This window comes from Thalassovita sp., assembly GCF_965218685.1.
In the GTDB taxonomy this organism is placed as follows: Bacteria; Pseudomonadota; Alphaproteobacteria; order Rhodobacterales; family Rhodobacteraceae; genus Thalassobius.
In genome coordinates this window covers 1920425-1936303 of record NZ_OZ244657.1, presented here as the reverse complement: position 1 = coordinate 1936303, position 15879 = coordinate 1920425, and the positions used below count along the sequence as shown (strand labels likewise).

The 15879-nt window shown below is 60.8% G+C and carries 17 protein-coding genes; 10 read left to right on the top strand and 7 right to left on the bottom strand.

Annotated elements, in window-relative coordinates; translation table 11 throughout:
• Positions 1-66 precede the first annotated feature (66 nt).
• From ACOQOQ_RS09730 to ACOQOQ_RS09720, 3 genes are all read left to right on the top strand, one after another.
• Positions 67-1074, top strand: coding sequence for an ABC transporter substrate-binding protein (locus ACOQOQ_RS09730; protein ID WP_420566801.1), 1008 nt, complete (start codon positions 67-69; stop codon positions 1072-1074).
• A gap of 67 nt (positions 1075-1141) precedes the next feature.
• Complete coding sequence (locus tag ACOQOQ_RS09725; protein ID WP_420566800.1) at positions 1142-2029, top strand: ABC transporter permease; 888 nt, start codon at positions 1142-1144, stop codon at positions 2027-2029.
• Complete coding sequence (locus ACOQOQ_RS09720; RefSeq protein WP_420566799.1) at positions 2022-3041, top strand: quaternary amine ABC transporter ATP-binding protein; 1020 nt, start codon at positions 2022-2024, stop codon at positions 3039-3041. Before ACOQOQ_RS09725 ends, ACOQOQ_RS09720 begins: the two co-directional genes overlap by 8 nt.
• A gap of 43 nt (positions 3042-3084) precedes the next feature.
• On the opposite strand, the gene ACOQOQ_RS09715 is transcribed toward ACOQOQ_RS09720, so the two are convergent.
• On the bottom strand, positions 3085-3861 hold the full coding sequence (locus ACOQOQ_RS09715; RefSeq protein WP_420566798.1) for an IclR family transcriptional regulator: 777 nt from the start codon (positions 3859-3861) through the stop codon (positions 3085-3087).
• 151 nt (positions 3862-4012) lie between these two features.
• On the opposite strand from ACOQOQ_RS09715, the gene ACOQOQ_RS09710 reads away from it, so the two are divergent.
• The 7 genes from ACOQOQ_RS09710 to ACOQOQ_RS09680 all read left to right on the top strand — a co-directional run bounded on the left by ACOQOQ_RS09710 (position 4013) and on the right by ACOQOQ_RS09680 (position 10358).
• Positions 4013-4813 carry an HpcH/HpaI aldolase family protein gene (locus ACOQOQ_RS09710; protein ID WP_420566797.1) on the top strand — a complete coding sequence of 267 codons (801 nt, stop codon included), beginning with the start codon at positions 4013-4015 and terminating at the stop codon, positions 4811-4813.
• Positions 4806-5726 (top strand): hypothetical protein, encoded by a 921-nt coding sequence (locus ACOQOQ_RS09705; protein ID WP_420566796.1) that lies wholly within the window; start codon positions 4806-4808, stop codon positions 5724-5726. Before ACOQOQ_RS09710 ends, ACOQOQ_RS09705 begins: the two co-directional genes overlap by 8 nt.
• A gap of 3 nt (positions 5727-5729) precedes the next feature.
• Complete coding sequence (locus tag ACOQOQ_RS09700) at positions 5730-6641, top strand: DUF6282 family protein (protein ID WP_420566795.1); 912 nt, start codon at positions 5730-5732, stop codon at positions 6639-6641.
• A gap of 64 nt (positions 6642-6705) precedes the next feature.
• Positions 6706-7698 (top strand): TRAP transporter substrate-binding protein, encoded by a 993-nt coding sequence (locus tag ACOQOQ_RS09695; RefSeq protein ID WP_420566794.1) that lies wholly within the window; start codon positions 6706-6708, stop codon positions 7696-7698.
• Between the two features lie 64 nt (positions 7699-7762).
• A complete protein-coding gene (locus tag ACOQOQ_RS09690) occupies positions 7763-8344 on the top strand; it encodes a TRAP transporter small permease (protein ID WP_420566793.1) in 582 nt (193 codons plus the stop codon).
• On the top strand, positions 8344-9615 hold the full coding sequence (locus tag ACOQOQ_RS09685) for a TRAP transporter large permease (RefSeq protein ID WP_420566792.1): 1272 nt from the start codon (positions 8344-8346) through the stop codon (positions 9613-9615). Before ACOQOQ_RS09690 ends, ACOQOQ_RS09685 begins: the two co-directional genes overlap by 1 nt.
• Positions 9616-9629: 14 nt before the next feature.
• Positions 9630-10358, top strand: coding sequence for an NAD(P)H-dependent oxidoreductase (locus tag ACOQOQ_RS09680; RefSeq protein ID WP_420566791.1), 729 nt, complete (start codon positions 9630-9632; stop codon positions 10356-10358).
• 17 nt (positions 10359-10375) lie between these two features.
• Here the strand turns inward: ACOQOQ_RS09680 and ACOQOQ_RS09675 are convergent, their stop codons facing one another.
• The 6 genes from ACOQOQ_RS09675 to ACOQOQ_RS09650 all read right to left on the bottom strand — a co-directional run bounded on the left by ACOQOQ_RS09675 (position 10376) and on the right by ACOQOQ_RS09650 (position 15863).
• Positions 10376-11428: a heme-dependent oxidative N-demethylase family protein gene (locus tag ACOQOQ_RS09675; protein WP_420566790.1), complete on the bottom strand. Its 1053-nt coding sequence runs from the start codon at positions 11426-11428 to the stop codon at positions 10376-10378.
• Between the two features lie 9 nt (positions 11429-11437).
• Entirely contained in the window at positions 11438-12385 is a 948-nt protein-coding gene (locus ACOQOQ_RS09670; RefSeq protein ID WP_420566789.1) for a PDR/VanB family oxidoreductase, read from the bottom strand.
• Positions 12382-12984, bottom strand: coding sequence for a dimethylamine monooxygenase subunit DmmA family protein (locus tag ACOQOQ_RS09665; protein ID WP_420566788.1), 603 nt, complete (start codon positions 12982-12984; stop codon positions 12382-12384). Before ACOQOQ_RS09665 ends, ACOQOQ_RS09670 begins: the two co-directional genes overlap by 4 nt.
• 92 nt (positions 12985-13076) lie before the next feature.
• Positions 13077-14210, bottom strand: coding sequence for an aminomethyltransferase family protein (locus tag ACOQOQ_RS09660; protein WP_420566787.1), 1134 nt, complete (start codon positions 14208-14210; stop codon positions 13077-13079).
• 70 nt (positions 14211-14280) lie between these two features.
• The gene (locus ACOQOQ_RS09655) at positions 14281-14457 is read right to left on the bottom strand and encodes a hypothetical protein (protein ID WP_420566786.1); all 177 of its coding nucleotides are present in this window, start codon (positions 14455-14457) and stop codon (positions 14281-14283) included.
• Between the two features lie 26 nt (positions 14458-14483).
• Positions 14484-15863 carry an ammonium transporter gene (locus ACOQOQ_RS09650; RefSeq protein ID WP_420566785.1) on the bottom strand — a complete coding sequence of 460 codons (1380 nt, stop codon included), beginning with the start codon at positions 15861-15863 and terminating at the stop codon, positions 14484-14486.
• Positions 15864-15879: the final 16 nt, after the last annotated feature.

Here is a 15879-nt window from a genome sequence, read left to right as displayed (position 1 = left end):
TGACTGGCCGTGAACCCGAAGATCCGCGGTCCGCTAAGTCGAAAAGATCTGGGAGGAAATCCTCTGATGAATACCAAATTGAAATGCGCCCTCGGCGCCAGTGCGTTTGCCCTGATGGGTGGGCAGGCCATGGCCTCGGATTGTGGGTCGGTTTCTATCGCTGAAATGAACTGGGCCTCGGCCGAGATGATGGCCAATGTCGACGCCATTATCCTGGAAGAAGGATATGGCTGCGAGGTCGAGCTGATCCCCGGCGCGACGCAAACCACCTTTGCCTCGATGTCTGAAAAGGGCCAGCCCGACGTGGCGCCCGAACTGTGGATCAACGCCGTGCGCGTCGCACTTAAAGCGGCCACCGACGAAGGCACGCTGATGGCCTTGAACGACGGCCCGATTACCGATCTGGGCGAAGGCTGGTGGATCACACCTGCCTTTGCAGAGGAACACCCCGAGCTGGACACCGTTGAAAAGGTTCTGGCACGCCCAGACCTGTTTCCCGATGTAGAAGACACCAGCAAAGGCGCCTTTGTTGGCTGCCCCGCTGGTTGGGGCTGTCAGTTGGTGAATGCTAACCTGTTCCGTGCCTTTGACATGGAAGCCAAAGGCTGGAAGCTGGTTGACCCCGGTTCGGCCGCGGGTCTGGACGGTTCGATGGCCAAAGCTGTCGAGCGCGGCGAGCCATGGTTCGGCTATTACTGGTCGCCCACTTCGATGATCGGTAAGTACAATATGATCAAGCTTCCGTTCGAAGCCGAATGGGCAGGTCGCGACAACTGGGACGGGTGCATTGCGCTGGCCGCTCAGGACTGTGCCGATCCGCAGCCGACTTCGTGGACCGTGTCCGAGGTGAACACCGTCGTCACCGACGATTTCATCGCCAAGGCTGGTCCGGCTCAGGACTACTTCAAAAACCGTGTCTTCCCCGGAGCGGTGATGAACTCGATGCTTGTATTCATGACCGAAAATCAGGCGACCGGCGAAGATGCAGCGTTTGAATTTCTGGTCCAGCATCCGGATATCTGGAGCCAATGGGTTCCGGCGGACGTCGCTGCCAAGATCAAAGACGCCCTGTAAGTTTCTTACATTCGCAAAGGCCCGCGCCACCCAGCGCGGGCCTTTCGCATAACAGAAGGAGAGAACCATGTCGTTCTTTACCGAATTCCCGTCTTTGGGCCGCGCCGACCTAAGCGCGCTGCGCCGCGGGATCGACGGCAGCTTTCGCGAATTCACCCGCAGTTGGGGCGAGGCAATCGAAGCCTTCTTTACCCCGCTACTGAAATTTCTGGTCTGGTTTGAAAAGGTGCTGCAAGCCACCCCGTGGCCGATCATCATCCTGATCATCGCTGGCCTTGCGTGGGCGGGGTCGCGATCGTGGAAGATCACGCTGGGCAGCGTTCTGGCCTTTCTGGCCATTGGATACCTCGGCATGTGGGAGGACACGATGTCCACCCTTGCGATCATATCCGTGGCAACACTGGTCTGTATCGTGGTGGGCATCCCGCTGGGCATCCTGATGGCGCGGTTCGACCGCGCCCAATCCCTCATCACGCCGATACTGGACGTGATGCAGACCATCCCGAGTTTCGTGTACCTGATCCCGGTGGTGATGCTGCTGGGTATCGGAAAGGTGCCAGGCCTGCTGGCTGTGTGCATCTATGCGCTGCCGCCACTGGTGCGCCTGACCAATCTGGGCATCCGGCTGGTCGACAAATCCGTGATGGAGGCCGCCGAGGCCTTTGGCGCTTCGAACAAGGAAAAACTGTTCGGCGTTCAGATCCCGCTGGCGCTGCCCAACATCTTTGCGGGCATCAACCAGACGATTATGATGGCTCTGTCCATGGTGGTGATTGCCTCGATGATCGGGGTGCAGGGTCTGGGTGTTCCGGTGCTGCGGGCGATCTCGAACCAGTATCTTGCGCTGGGTCTGATGAACGGTCTGGCCATCGTGGCGCTGGCCATCATCTTTGACCGGGTCAGCCAGACCTTTGGCAAAAGACTGCAAACCTACCGGGAGGCCGGCCATGACTGATACCAAGATCGCGATCAAGAACCTGTACAAGATCTTTGGCCCCTCGCCCAAATCCGCCCTGAAAAAAGTGCATGGCGGCATGGGCAAGGACGAACTGCTGGAAAAAACCGGCCATGTGCTGGGGCTTTCGGACATCACCTTGGACATCCCGGCGAACAAGCTGCAGGTGATCATGGGGCTGTCCGGCTCGGGCAAGTCCACGCTGATCCGGCACCTGAACCGCCTGATCGAACCCACCGCGGGCGAGATCTGGGTGGATGGCGAGGATGTGATGGCCATGGGTCAGAACCAACTGCGCGATCTGCGGCGGTTCAAGATGTCCATGGTGTTCCAGAATTTCGCGCTGCTGCCGCACCGCAGGGTGCTGGAGAACGTCGAATATGGTCTGGGCATTCAGGGCATCGAAGAGGCCGAGGCCGCAAAACGCGCGGTCCATTGGCTGGAACGCGTGGGGCTGGCTGGCTACGAGGATTACTATCCCGGTCAGCTGTCCGGCGGCATGCAGCAACGCGTGGGGCTGGCCCGCGCCCTGGCCACGGATGCCGACATCCTGCTGATGGACGAGGCGTTCTCGGCCCTTGATCCGCTGATCCGAATGGACATGCAATCCATTCTGCTTGAACTGCAGCAAGAGCTGAACAAAACCATCGTCTTCATCACCCACGATCTGGACGAGGCCATGCGGATCGGCGATTCCATCGCCATTTTGCGTGATGGTAAGCTGATACAATCGGGCGACGGGCAAGACATCGTGTTGAACCCGGCCGATGATTACGTCACCGAGTTCACCCGCGAGATCAACCGCGGCAAGGTGATCCGGATGCGTGCTCTGCAGCAGCCCTGCAACGGAGACACACCGACCGGAGAGCCCCTGAGCGCCTCGACCGTGCTGGCGGACGCGTTGCCCAAGCTGGCCGCCTCCGAGGATGGCGAACTGCCGGTGGTATGCAGTGAAGGCAAAGTAACGGGCAAAGTCTGTCTGGACGATGCTGTGGCCGCGCTCAGCGCCTGATAGTCAACAACGGGCGTCGCGCTGTCGCGGCGCCCGATCTGTCTTAGCCGACATACCCCAAGGCTGCCGACACTTCGGCCGCGGCCAGTTTCACGGCGGCGACTTGATCAGCGTCCGGTGGGGTGCCGATAAACTGGGTCAGGCTGACAATGGCCAAAGTGCCTGCCAATTCCCCATCTGCGCCGAAAATCGGACAGGCCAGCGCGTTCAGGCCCAGCATTGCCTCGTTCGGAGCGGTGGCCCAACCCTGTTGCGCGATATGCGCGATATGCCGGCGCATTTCGTCCACGTCCGAGATCGAATGCGCGGTGGATGCCGGCAGAGCCTGCGCCAGGATTCGCTCGCGCTGCGCCGCGTCCATCACAGCCATCGCAACCTTGCCCTGCGCCGAGTTGGTAAACCCAAGAAGCGATCCCGGCCGCACCCCAACCTCGATCTGCATGGTGCCGGGGACGGTCTGCAAAATGCGGATACCCTCGGGTTCGACCTGCGCAAGGCTGGCCGCCTGCCCCGTCACATCACGCAGTTTACGCATGGGCCCCTGCGCGACCCCGGCCAGATCAGCGGAATCGGATGCGGCCTTGCCCAACGCGATCAGACGGCTGCCGATTTTATAGCGTTCGGTGACCGGGTTTTGCTGAATATAGCCCAGATTCACCAGCGTCCGCAGATGTCGATAGATTCGGCTTTTCGTTGTCCCCAACGCCGATGCCAGCGCGGTCACGCCAATGTCGCCTTGGGTACCCGCCAGGGTCTCCAACACGTTCAAGGCCAGCTCAACACTCTGAATATTCTCTGATTTTTCCTGAGTTTCACCCACCTTGAGCGCCTCCTTACCATGCAAGTTTTTAGCCCGTGGAACGAACCAAAACAAGCGCCACAGCCGGCGCTTGACAGATTGGAGTATATCCGTTTACGTTTCGTTAGCAAGAAAGCTGTTTCATTAAGCGAAACATGCTCGGGAGGAAAAAGTGACATCCACCAGCCCCAATTTCCGGGACCGTTTCTTGGCGCAAGAGCGCCTTTTCGGCACGTTCCTGAAGATCCCGGCCTCGATGCCGGCCGAGATTCTGGGCAGTCTTGGCTTTGATTTTGTTGTCGTGGACGAAGAACATTCGCCCTTCAACCGCGAGACGACGGATCTGATCGTGCTGGCATGCCGCGCGGTGGGGATCGGCGCGGTTGTGCGTGTCCAAAGCCCCGATCCGGCTGGCATTCTGTCGGTGCTGGACTGCGGTGCTGACGGTATCTTGGTGCCCCACGTGACCGACGCAGATACCGCCCGCGCCATTGTGGCGGCCGCGCGCTATCGCCGTGGCAAGCGCGGCTTTGCTCCCACCACCCGTGCCGGCACTTTCGGTGCTGATAACACCACCACTCACATCACCAAGCAGGACGCCCGCGTCACCGTAATCGCCATGATCGAGGACCCAGAGGCCATCGAGAACATCGATGAAATCCTTGCGGTCGAGGGCTTGGACGGCGTCTTTATCGGCCGCGGAGACCTATCCGTGGCTTACGAAGATTACGATGGTTCAACAGGTGTCGTGGCCAAGGCCACCGCCCGTGTGCAGGCCGCCGCAAAAGCCAAGGGCAAGACTGTCGCAATCCTCCCAGGGGGGCCGGAAGACGCGGCCGCTCGGGCGGCAGACGGTGCCTCGGCCTTCATCCTCTCCTCGGACCAGGGATTTTTGCGCGCGGCCGCCAAGGGGGCGCATGTTTCGATTTCAGCGGCCGTGAACGCCGCCCTGAAAGGACAATCCGATGTATGACAAAACCGACCCCCGCGCCGCGCTGGCGCCGGTTTCCAAATCCATGCTGGGCGTTACGGGCCTGGTGGCCGAACCTCAGACCGGGTTCTTCTATAAGGAAGCCCCGCAGATTGACGACGCCACAGGCAAGACCTGGATCACTCGCAGTCACAATTTCATCGTCGCCCTGACCGAGGCTGCCCCCGGAGCGCAATTCGTCCGGCAGGGTCAGCCCGACGAATATGCCGTGCTGCTGCCCGAAGGCGGTGCCACGATCGAATGGAACGACACGCGGACCGACGCCGCCGGCAACACGCTTAGCTTTGTGCCTGCAGGCGACAGCACGGTTACGCTGCCCGATGGCGGTCGCCTGGTGCGCATCTTTTCGGTTCAGGCCTCCGATCTGGCCCAGGCTTGCGCCAACGCGAACGGCTATGACACCCCACGCACGCATATCCCCGATTTCCAGCCATGGCCGCAGCCCAAAGATGGCTGGAAGATCCGCACTTATGATTTGGACATCGCCCCCGAAGAGGGGCGTTTCGGTCGGATTTTCCGCTGCACGACCCTGATGGTGAACGTACTCTACCCGTTCGACGGGCCGCGTGATCCGTCCAAGATGTCCCCGCACCACCACGATGATTTCGAACAGGTTTCGCTGGCGCTGAGCGGCGCGTTCACTCACTACCTTCGCTGGCACTGGACACCCGACATGGCTGACTGGCGCCCGGACGAGGCGATTGAGATGGGCGCGCCCTCGGTCCTGGTGATCCCGCCCCCCGTCATTCACACCACCCGCGCCACCGGCGAAGGATCGAACGTTCTGGTCGATATCTTCGGCCCGCCGCGCGTGGATTTTTCGCTCAAACCCGGCTGGGTGCTGAACGCAGACGACTATCCCATGCCGGATCAAACGGCAGATCAGGAGGCTTAACCCATGAACGATATGACCGATAACAGCCGCGCCGCCGAAGTGGCCGAACTGCTGAAAGGCGCGATTGACCTGCATTGCCATTCCGGCCCCGCAGCCATGCCGCGCATTCTGGATCACCACGAAGCCCTGCTGGACGCTGCCGAGGCCGGATTCCGCGCGGTGCTTTACAAGGACCATTTCTATCTGGGCGTCGCCCATTGCGTGATGCTTGAAAAACTGGTGCCGGATACGGGCGTCAACCTGTATTCCGGGATCGCCCTGAACAACGCCAGCGGCGGCATCAACCCTTATGCGGTAGAACACGCCGCGGCCATTGGCGGGAAAATCGTTTGGCTGCCCACTCTGTCGGCGCAAAACCATCTGGACCAGGCCTCGGGCGCGGCGGCGACCTTCCCCAAGACCGCGATGAAGATGATGGACCCGATCGGCCTGACCGGCCTGGACGCCAATGGCGAGGTTCTGGACGATCTGAAAAAATGCCTGGATATCATCGCGGGCGCCGACATGATCCTTGCGGGGGGTCACCTGCCCGCCCACGAGCTGATCAAGGTCTTCGAAGAGGCCCGCGCACGCGGTGTCACCAAGATGCTGGTCAACCACCCGACCTATGTGGTCAACGCCACCGATGACGACATCCGCGCGATGGTCGAACTGGGCGCGGTGATGGAACACTCGATCTGCATGTTCATCGAAGGCGGAGCCAAGTGTTTCGATGAAAACGACCTGCAACATGTCATCGACGTCGCAGGCGTGGACAACACCATCCTGTCCTCGGATCTGGGCCTTCGCGGCTCGCCCCGCCCGATCGAGGGCTACCGCCAAATCGTGTCGATGCTGCTGGACCTGCAAGTCAGCAAAGATGACATCCGCACACTTATTTCAACCAATGCAGCAAAAATGCTGAACCTGGACTAAACTGTGCCCGGGCTCAGGTCCGGGACACTGCATGCCACCAGAGATCTCAAGGGAGGAGACTCGAATGATCACTCGTAGAACCCTGTTGAAAACCACTGCCGCCGTTGGCGCGACGCTGGCGATGCCGCATGTGGCCCAAGCGGCCAGCAAGCGCATTCGCATGGCCCATGCCGCCAACGAAGTGCACCCCGGCCACCGGATGGCCACCAGCTTTGCCGAGAACCTGGAAAAGCTGATGCCCGGTGCTTTTGACGTGCAAATTTTCCCGAACCGACAGCTGGGCGGGGACAAACAGCTGCTGGAGGCGACAATCGCAGGCAGCCTGGACATGTCAGCCGTATCCGGCGTGCTGTTCCCGCTGGTCACGGGCCGTCAAGCCATGAACGCCTGGCAACTGCCCTTCCTGGTGAAGGACTATGACCACTTTGCCGAACTGGCCCTGGGCCCCGTCGGTCAGAAAATCCTGGACGATCTGCGCCCGGCTGGCATCGTCGGTCTGGCGACGGCTGACGGTGGCCAGCGCCACTTCTTGTCGGTGAAAAAGCCTGTCCACTCGATTTCTGATCTGGCCGGTCTGAAAACTCGTATCGTTCCCGTCCCCCTGCATAAGCAGATCTGGGAAACTCTGGGCACCGCCCCTGCTGGCCTGCCCTATGGCGAGATTTACGGCGCACTGGAAACCGGTGTGATCGACGCGGTCGAGATCAACATCTCGTCCATGCTGGGTGAGAACCTGTGGGAGGTCGGCAAGAACTTTACGCTGACGGGCCACTATCCATGGCACATGGCGACGATCATGTCCGAAGCATACTGGAACGGCCTGAACGCCGAAGAACAAGCCGCTGTTACCGAAGCGGGCCGCCTGTCGGTATCCGACTCGCTGGCCTATGCCAAAGAGCAGGATGCCTCGGGCCGCGAAGAACTGGCGGCCAAGGGCGTCAACGTGATCGAGCTGGACGATCTGGAAGCAATGCGTTCCAAAGTTGCTGGCATGACCGCCGAATGGGCCGCCAAGGACCCGCTGATCGCCGAACTGGTCGCAGCAGCCTCGGCCTGAGCATGACGCTTGCAACATGTCCCCTCGCCCGCGCGGGCGGGGGGATTTCACGACAGGAGACCCCATGCCTCTAACCTCGATCCTTACCCCGCTGGCCCGCGCCTATCTGGCCGTGATCCGCATCGGAGCGGGGCTGAGCATGGCGCTGATCACCGTCATCATGGTGGTGCAGGTCTTTGCCCGCTATGTACTGGGAGACAGCCTGATCTGGGCAGAAGAGCTGTGCCGTTACCTGTTGATCTGGCAAACTTTTCTGGTTCTGGGTGTCGCCTACAGCCGGGGTGATTTTGTCTCGCTTGATTTTGTGCCGGACATGTTGAACGCCCGCGGCGAATGGGTACTGCGCGCCGTGATGGCCGTTCCGATCCTGCTTTTTCTGTGGGTCATGGCGATGCACGGCGCTGACTATGCCTCGCGCTTTGACCGCCAGACCATTCCGGCAGTGGATTTCATCTGGGAATCGCTTTTTGATCGGCCGCTGGGGATGTCCATCAAATATGTCTACTATGCCGTCACCGTGGGCCTTTTGCTAATGGCCGTGCACGTGGTGGCCGATGTTGTCATAAGATTCCGTCCGCAATTCCTGGGCCAAGGGGAAATAACCCCGTTCCGCCTGTTCCAAAATGACGAGGGGCCCGAAGCCTGATGGGAAGCTTTTTCACCTTATTCGCGCTGCTTCTGGCCAGCGGCATCCCGATCGCGTTGGCGCTGGGTTTGGGCGGCACGGCCTATCTGTACCTGTCTGACAACGCGATGATGGCACCGATGCTGCCGCAGCGGATGATCGCGGGGATCGACCAGTTTGTGCTGCTGACGATCCCGTTGTTCTTGCTGGCAGGGTCGCTGATGAACGTGGGCGGCGTGACCGACCGCATCGTCAATTTCGCCCGCGCCATGGTTGGCCACCGCCGTGGCGGCATGTCTTCGGTCTCGATCCTGTCGTCGGGGTTCTTTGCCGGAATTTCGGGCAGCGCCACCGCCGAGGCTTCGGCGCTTGGCACTATCCTGATCCCCACCATGTCGCGGCAGGGGATGCCCCCCGCCTATGCTGCCGCGCTGATCGCCGTCAGCTCGGTCATGGGGCCGATCATTCCGCCCTCGATCACCATGATCATCTATGGCGTGCTGTCCGGTGCCTCGATTGGGCAGCTGTTCCTGGCGGGCGTCGTGCCGGGGATCGCCATTGCCACCGGCCTGCTGACCTATGGCACCTGGCGCGCAAAACGCGAAGGTTTCCCGGTGACGCCCAAGATGAACGCCCGTGAACGGCTGACCGCCACGCGGCGCACCCTGCCCGCGCTGATCCTGCCGCTGATCATTCTGGTCGGCATCAAGGCCGGCATCTTCACCCCAACCGAAGCCGCCGCCGTGGCCGTGGCCTATGCCCTGCTGATCGGTTTTATCTATCGTGACCTAACGGCCGAGCGGGTCTGGAAGGCGCTGATTGCCACCGCTTTGGTTTCATCCTCGATCCTGTTCATCACCTCGATGGCCAGCATCGTCAGCTTTGTCTTCACGCTGGAGCAAGTCCCCACGCGCATCGCCGATCTGATGCTGTCGATCACGGACGAACCTTTGATGATCTTGCTGCTGCTCAATATCTTCCTGCTGATCCTGGGCATGTTCCTCGAGCCGATTTCGATCCTGATCCTGACCATGCCGATTCTGCTGAAGATGCAGGCGCTGATCGGAATGGACCCGGTGCATTTCGGCACGGTCGTGGTGCTGAACGTGGTGATCGGCATGGCGACGCCACCGGTGGGGATACTGCTGTTCATAGCCTCGGCCATCTCGGGCGAGCCGGTCACGCGTGTGATCCGCGAGGCCCTGCCCCTTGTTGCCATCTGCCTGGGCGTTCTGGCTCTGATCGCACTGATCCCGCAGCTGACACTGTTCATCCCACGCTCGGTTTTCTAAGGCAGGACGGATACATGACTGAAAAACGTACCATTTTGATCGTGGTCGCGCATCCCGATGCGGCCTCGTTCAACCACGCGATGGCCCATGCGGCCGCGGATGCCCTGCGCGATGCGGGGCATGATGTGACAATCTCGGATTTGGCTGCCCAAGGGTTCCGCGCCGATTTGGGGCCACACGACATGACCCCGATGGAAGGCACCACGCGCTTCCACATCCAGGCCGAACAAGCAAACGCCGCCCGTCTGGGCAGTTTTGCCGATGACGTCGCCCGGCAGCAGGCGCTTGTGGCCGCGGCCGACAATATTATCCTGCAATTTCCGATGTGGTGGGGCGGTCCTCCAGCGCTAATGAAGGGCTGGGCCGACCGGGTGCTTGCCTATGGGTTTGCCTATGTGGACGGGCGCCGTTTTGACACCGGCCTGTTTAAGGGCCGACGCGCCATGCTGAGCGTTACCACAGGGGGCACACCCCAGCGGTTCTCGGCCGAAGGGGTCTATGGCCCCATCGGCCCGCTTTTGATGCCAATGCAACGCCTGACACTGGAGTATATGGGCTTCGAGGTTGAAGAACCCTACATTGCCCATGGTGTCCCGCGCTCGGATGAATTGGACAGACGCGCGCATATGGACCGTTTTGCCCAGGCCGCACTGGACATGGCAGCCAAGCCAGTTGCCCCGACCGATGCCTGGCGCACAGCACTGGACGAGGTGCCCGATGGCGCCTGGGCCCGCAAGGGCTGACGCCACCCGCTGGTCTGCTATTTTCCGTCCGCATCAGGATAGATACCCTTGGAGGTCTCAGCCCCGTCATCAAAGCCGGACAGATAGTCGATGATCATGGGCCGGTTGACGTCAAAGCCCTTATACTCGGCCAGCTCGTCGGGCAGGTCACGGATCACCCGGTGGAAGCGGCGCGCCCATTTCGGCACACTGACCAGATCCTCAAGCGAGATCAGGTAGCAGCGGATCGGAAACGCCAGCGCGTTCGAGCGTGGCAAGCGCCAGAAGGTCTGCAACTCGACCCGCAGGTATTGTTTCTGGCCGACGTTTGCGGGCGTCACCGTCCGCTTCTCCGGCCCCCATTTGTGATAGTTTTCCGGGCTGGTATCCAGGCGCGGGTTCACCGTCATCGTCCAGTTCAGCCGTCGCATCGGCTTACCCTGTTGCATCGCCAGCAGGAATTTCAGCGCACGTTGGAACACACCCATTTCGTGCGCCTTGGGCACCGGCGCGTGCCATTCGAAAAAGTTCATACCGATGTCGAAATCAAGGCTCCAGTCGGCCTGAGAGGTCACCATCCCCGCGTCCAGCCACAGGTTTCCGTCGCGTTGATCCAGCACCGCGAAATCGCCTTGTGCCTGCCGGGTGATATACTCCAGCGGACCACAGGGCAGCGTGGTCGGGTCCAGAAAGGTAAACCGCTGATCAATGCCCAGCGGCTTGTTGATCCAGTGCCAGCGATCCCCGTCTTTGTGCAGCTCGAACAGATCGGGATAATCCTCGGCCTTGCAGGTCATGATCAGTTCCAGCAAGTCCCAGCCCGCCAGGTCCATATGCGGCAAGGTCTGACAACGCAGCGGGTCCTCGGTCAGGGTAATCTCGCGGTCTCGCATCTCGCTGACATAGTGTTCATCCACGTCAAAGCGCACGTCAAACGGTGTACCGCCGGGGCCGCCGGCATGAGGCTCCATGTTGACCGAGTACATGTAATCATCGCGATCAAACGGGAACGGGAACCGCGCCACGGCGGCGGGCGTGTTGTGATAAGTGTAATCGTCGCGAAAGGTTTCGTCGTTGAATTGCAGGGTCATCTGGGCCTCTTATCTGTCAAGGATCAGCTCTTGCCCGACAAAGCGGGAAACGCAGGGCATGATTTTCTGTTGGGCGGATTTCTCGGTGTCTTCCAGCCAGTGATCGTGATGTTCGATGCGGCCATGGCAGGATTTCACCCCGGTTTCGCAGCGCCCGCAGGCACCACCACGGCAGGACCAATCGATGTCGATCTCTGCGCGCTCCAACGCCTCAAGCAGGCTTTCATGCGGGCCAACGGTGATGGTCTGGCCAGTGCTGGCGATGGTCACATCAAAGGGCTGACCGGGGGGTGGAGCCAGGAAAGCCTCGGAGTGCAGCATATCCCCCGGCCACTTCAGCCGCGCGGCGGTTTCATCAACGGCAGCGATCAAGCCTTCGGGGCCGCAGGTATAGACATGGGTGCCAACGGGTTGCCCCGACAGGATTGCGCCCAGATCCATCCGGTTCCCCTCGTCCGAGATATGTACGTTGATCTGCGGCAGATCGGGCAGCATCGTCAGGCCTGCGGCCTCGGCGCGCGAGCGCGCGGCATAGTGCAGCTCGAACGGGATTTGAAGGCGCAGGATCTGTTTCAGCTGCGCGATAAAGGGCGTAATCCCGATGCCTCCTGCGATCAGCACATGTTTGCGCGCTCGCAGGTCCAGCGCGAACAGGTTCAACGGGGTCGACACGCGCATCACGTCGCCGGCAGCCACCTGCGTGTGCATGAATTTGGACCCGCCGCGCCCACCGTCTTCGCGCCGTACAGCGATTTCATAGCCCGACCCGTCCAGCGGGTCGGAAATCAGGGAATAGGCGTTTCGGCGCAGGGTGTTGCCATCGGGCATTTCCACCACCACATGCGCGCCGCCAGAAAACAGCGGCAGAGATTTGCCCTCGGGGTCTTCGAACCGGAACCGGGTGACAAGCGGGGTCAGCTGGTCAACCGCAGCAACACGCAGCATTTGAGTGATCATGGTTGAATCTCCTCTGTTGCGGGAACAACGCCGGGGGTTTCGGCATCCACACAGACGCCCTGAAACACGCCCAGACGGCGGGAAAAGTGATCGCGCACGAACAGCGTCAGCCCACAATGAGAGCAGGTGAACGGGTCCGTGATGACGTTTTCGGTGATGCCTTTGCAATGCACGCATTGCATGGGCCGGGCGATGGATCCGCGATGCTCGGCCTGAATGGCCCCTGCTGGGAATCCCAAAGAGGTCGCCAGCGCGCTGGCCCGCCCGATCAAACCTTCGGTGCCTGCCAGATACAGCTGCGTGCCCATCTGCGCGTCGCTTAGCGCCTTGGTCAGACGTTCCTGTGCGGCGGCCAGGCTGGGCGCCTGATGAAAGAACTTGGGCTGCAATTCCTGCAGCGTGGGCCCGTGATCGCAGCCCGCGGGCACATAGATTACATGCGCCTTATCCATGACCGAGGCATCGCGGCCCGCAAGGTCAATCAAAGCCTCGGCGCCGGGGCCTTCGGCCAGCATGATGGCGGGCGTGGCGCCGTGGGATTGCAGCTCGGCATAGACCGGGCGGCTAATGATCGAGGGTGAGAATTCGGTTCTTTTCATATCGCTTCCCTGTCTTGCCCTGTCGGTTTTTTTGGGGGGTGGTGGGGCGAGGCAAGCACCTGCCTCGCCCGTGTTTGGCCAGGGGTAAGGGGTCAACCCTTGGCCGTACGGCGCAGCTTGTCCACGTCGTAGAACGGCATGGGATGGGCGATGGCCGCGATCTCGCCGTCCGGATTCTGGACGGTCAGGGCGGTGCCTTCGACCGCGCAATCCACCGGCATCCGGGCGATCCCGACGTTGTGTTCGTTCAGCGGGGAATACATGCCCACGGTCACGACACCGACCTGAACGCCGTCTTTCAACAGCGGCGCGCCCTCGGCGGCGGGTTCGGTGCCCTCAAGTTTGACGCCGTAAATCTTAAAGCGTTCCTTGCCCTTCAGGCGGTAATGTTCTTCGGCACCGCGGAACCCGGTTTTGCCGGGCGAGACGGTGAAATCCAGGCCCAGCTCCCACAGGGTATCGCCGCAGGCCTCGTCTTCGAACGGATACATTTCCGAGTTGTCATAGGGGAAGAACAGAAGATAGCTTTCGGCCCGCAGCAGATCCAGCGTGGTAAAGCGGGTGGGCAAGATACCCATCTCGGCGCCCTCGGCCACGATCTGATCCCAAATTTCCACAACGTCCTGACGGCGGCAGAAAATCTCGTATCCACGCTCGCCGGTATAACCAGTGCGCGAGATCATCACGGGCTTGCCAAACAGCGTTGTCTGGATATGGCTGAAATAGACCACGTCGCGAATGCCCGGAACGTGCTTTTCCAAGTAGTCCACGGCCAGCGGTCCCTGCAGCGAGATATCGTGCAAATCATCGTCGAACAGGATGGTGACGTTGCGCCCGGTCGCGGCCATTGTCAGTTGTTCATGCCCCGCGCCCGAGCCATGAACGACCATAAAGCTGTGCGGCCCCATGCGATAAATCACGCAGTCATCTACGAACTTGCCCGCGTCATTCAGCATGCAGGCATAGGTCGAGCGGCCGGGTTTCAGTTTTTCGATATTCCGCGTGGTGGCGCGGTCGATGACATGGCTGGCATGCGGGCCGATGATGTGGACTTTTTTCAGGCCCGACACGTCCATGATGCCGGCCTTGGTGCGGATGGCCAGGTATTCCTCGGTCTGGTCCTTGTCATAGGACCACGCGGTGCCCATGCCGCTCCAGTCTTCAAGATCCGAGCCCATGGCCCGGTGCCGGTCGGCCAGTGCCGAAAATCTCCATGATGCGGTCATTGCGTTTCCTTCGCGTTTCTTTGGATGTCTTGGGAGGCGTGGGCGGGACGAGCCGCCCACGCCGGTTGGCTTAGCTGTCTTTGGACACAGCGTCGTAGGCGTGTTTTTCGTGTTTCCACCCGCCGACGACGGCCGCAATCACCAGGGCCAGCGACACAAGGATCCACAGCCATTCAGCGCTGCCGTACCCGGTGTAAACCGCGCCGGTGATCCCGTCCCATGTACTTGCTTCAAAAGGGGCTTCCATTTGGTATTCCTTTCTTTTTCAGTATGTTACTCAGCGGGTGAAACGCTGGGATGCAGGGCTTCGGGATAGGCCGAGGCAGGCACTTTGGCCTTGTCCAGACCCAGGATTTCGGCCTCGGCAGGCACACGCAGCTGGCCGGTGACTTTCAGCAGAAGCGACACGAGGTAGCCGGGAACAAATCCCAGCAAGCCCATCACGATGGCGCCAACCAGCTGGCCGACGAACGAGATGGTGATGACGTCTTCGCCAAACATCGCGGGATAGCCCTGAGCGGCGATGCCCACAGCGATCAGGCCCCACATGCCCAGGAAACCGTGCACCGCAAAGGCGCCAACCGCATCGTCGATCCCGGCTTTTTCAACCAGCGAGGCGACGAAGGGCATCATCACGGCGCCCAGGAAACCGATGGCAAAGGCCATGGGCGGGTACCACAGGTCCAGACCCGCGGCACAGGAGATGATCCCACCCAGTGCGCCCGACATCATCCAGAACGGATCGCGGGTAACCATCCAGGCGCCAATGATGCCACCGGCAAAGCCCATCAGGGTGTTGAAGGTCATGCCCGAGATGGTCATGGGCGTACCGTAGATGGTGTTCTCCATTGTGGCGGACCAGCTCCAGGCTTCGCCCGGAACGATGACGCACCCCATCAGGAAGCCCCAGAATCCGGCGATGATCAGCATCAGGCCAATCAGGGTCATCGGCATCGAATGGCCAGCGATCTGGTTGGCGCTGCCATCGGCGTTGAACTTGCCGATCCTTGGCCCAAGGTTGATCAAAACACCCAAGGTAAAGAAGCCCGCGATCATGTGGACAACGCCCGCGGCGCCGAAGTCATGATAGCCGAACTTTGTGACCAGCCAGCCATCGGCATGCCAGCCCCAGGCGCCTGCCAGGATCCAGACGAACGAGCCCAGAATGACGGCCAGAACGATAAAGCCGGTCAGCTTGATCCGCTCGATCACACCGCCCGACATGATGGATGCGGTGGTGGCCGCGAAAAGCACGAACGCGCCCCAGAACACGCCCGAGGCGCGGTCATCCAGGTTGGGGCCCATGTATTGGCTGCTGGGCAAGGCTACGTCATTGGCATAGGCCAGACCGGAAATACCCATGGCGCCTTCGGACAGGCTCAGACCCGTGGGGAAGGCCCAATAGATCCACCAGCCCACATAGTAGAAAAACGGGATAATCATGGCGAAGGCCAGGATGTTTTTGATCCCCGAGGCCAGCGCGTTTTTCGATCGCGAGGCACCCATTTCGTAGGCCAGAAATCCCGCATGGATCAGCACCATGAGGGGGATGGTTAAATAGTAGAAAGTTTCGGAAAAGGTCGTACCGGTGCCGGCCGCCTTTGCCTTGAGTTCAGCGACTGTCGCCGCCAGATTTGCAAGCTCCTGTTCCACGTCTTGACTCCTTGTT

Bases quoted from the DNA above. Each gene is read 5' to 3' on its own strand.
- ACOQOQ_RS09665 (WP_420566788.1), bottom strand. From the start codon at position 12,984: ATGAAAAGAACCGAATTCTCACCCTCGATCATTAGCCGCCCGGTCTAT.
- ACOQOQ_RS09675 (WP_420566790.1), bottom strand. From the start codon at position 11,428: ATGACCCTGCAATTCAACGACGAAACCTTTCGCGACGATTACACTTAT.
- ACOQOQ_RS09695 (WP_420566794.1), top strand. From the start codon at position 6,706: ATGATCACTCGTAGAACCCTGTTGAAAACCACTGCCGCCGTTGGCGCG.
- ACOQOQ_RS09700 (WP_420566795.1), top strand. From the start codon at position 5,730: ATGAACGATATGACCGATAACAGCCGCGCCGCCGAAGTGGCCGAACTG.
- ACOQOQ_RS09680 (WP_420566791.1), top strand. From the start codon at position 9,630: ATGACTGAAAAACGTACCATTTTGATCGTGGTCGCGCATCCCGATGCG.
- ACOQOQ_RS09705 (WP_420566796.1), top strand. From the start codon at position 4,806: ATGTATGACAAAACCGACCCCCGCGCCGCGCTGGCGCCGGTTTCCAAA.
- ACOQOQ_RS09655 (WP_420566786.1), bottom strand. From the start codon at position 14,457: ATGGAAGCCCCTTTTGAAGCAAGTACATGGGACGGGATCACCGGCGCG.
- ACOQOQ_RS09660 (WP_420566787.1), bottom strand. From the start codon at position 14,210: ATGACCGCATCATGGAGATTTTCGGCACTGGCCGACCGGCACCGGGCC.
- ACOQOQ_RS09730 (WP_420566801.1), top strand. From the start codon at position 67: ATGAATACCAAATTGAAATGCGCCCTCGGCGCCAGTGCGTTTGCCCTG.
- ACOQOQ_RS09690 (WP_420566793.1), top strand. From the start codon at position 7,763: ATGCCTCTAACCTCGATCCTTACCCCGCTGGCCCGCGCCTATCTGGCC.
- ACOQOQ_RS09685 (WP_420566792.1), top strand. From the start codon at position 8,344: ATGGGAAGCTTTTTCACCTTATTCGCGCTGCTTCTGGCCAGCGGCATC.
- ACOQOQ_RS09725 (WP_420566800.1), top strand. From the start codon at position 1,142: ATGTCGTTCTTTACCGAATTCCCGTCTTTGGGCCGCGCCGACCTAAGC.
- ACOQOQ_RS09670 (WP_420566789.1), bottom strand. From the start codon at position 12,385: ATGATCACTCAAATGCTGCGTGTTGCTGCGGTTGACCAGCTGACCCCG.
- ACOQOQ_RS09720 (WP_420566799.1), top strand. From the start codon at position 2,022: ATGACTGATACCAAGATCGCGATCAAGAACCTGTACAAGATCTTTGGC.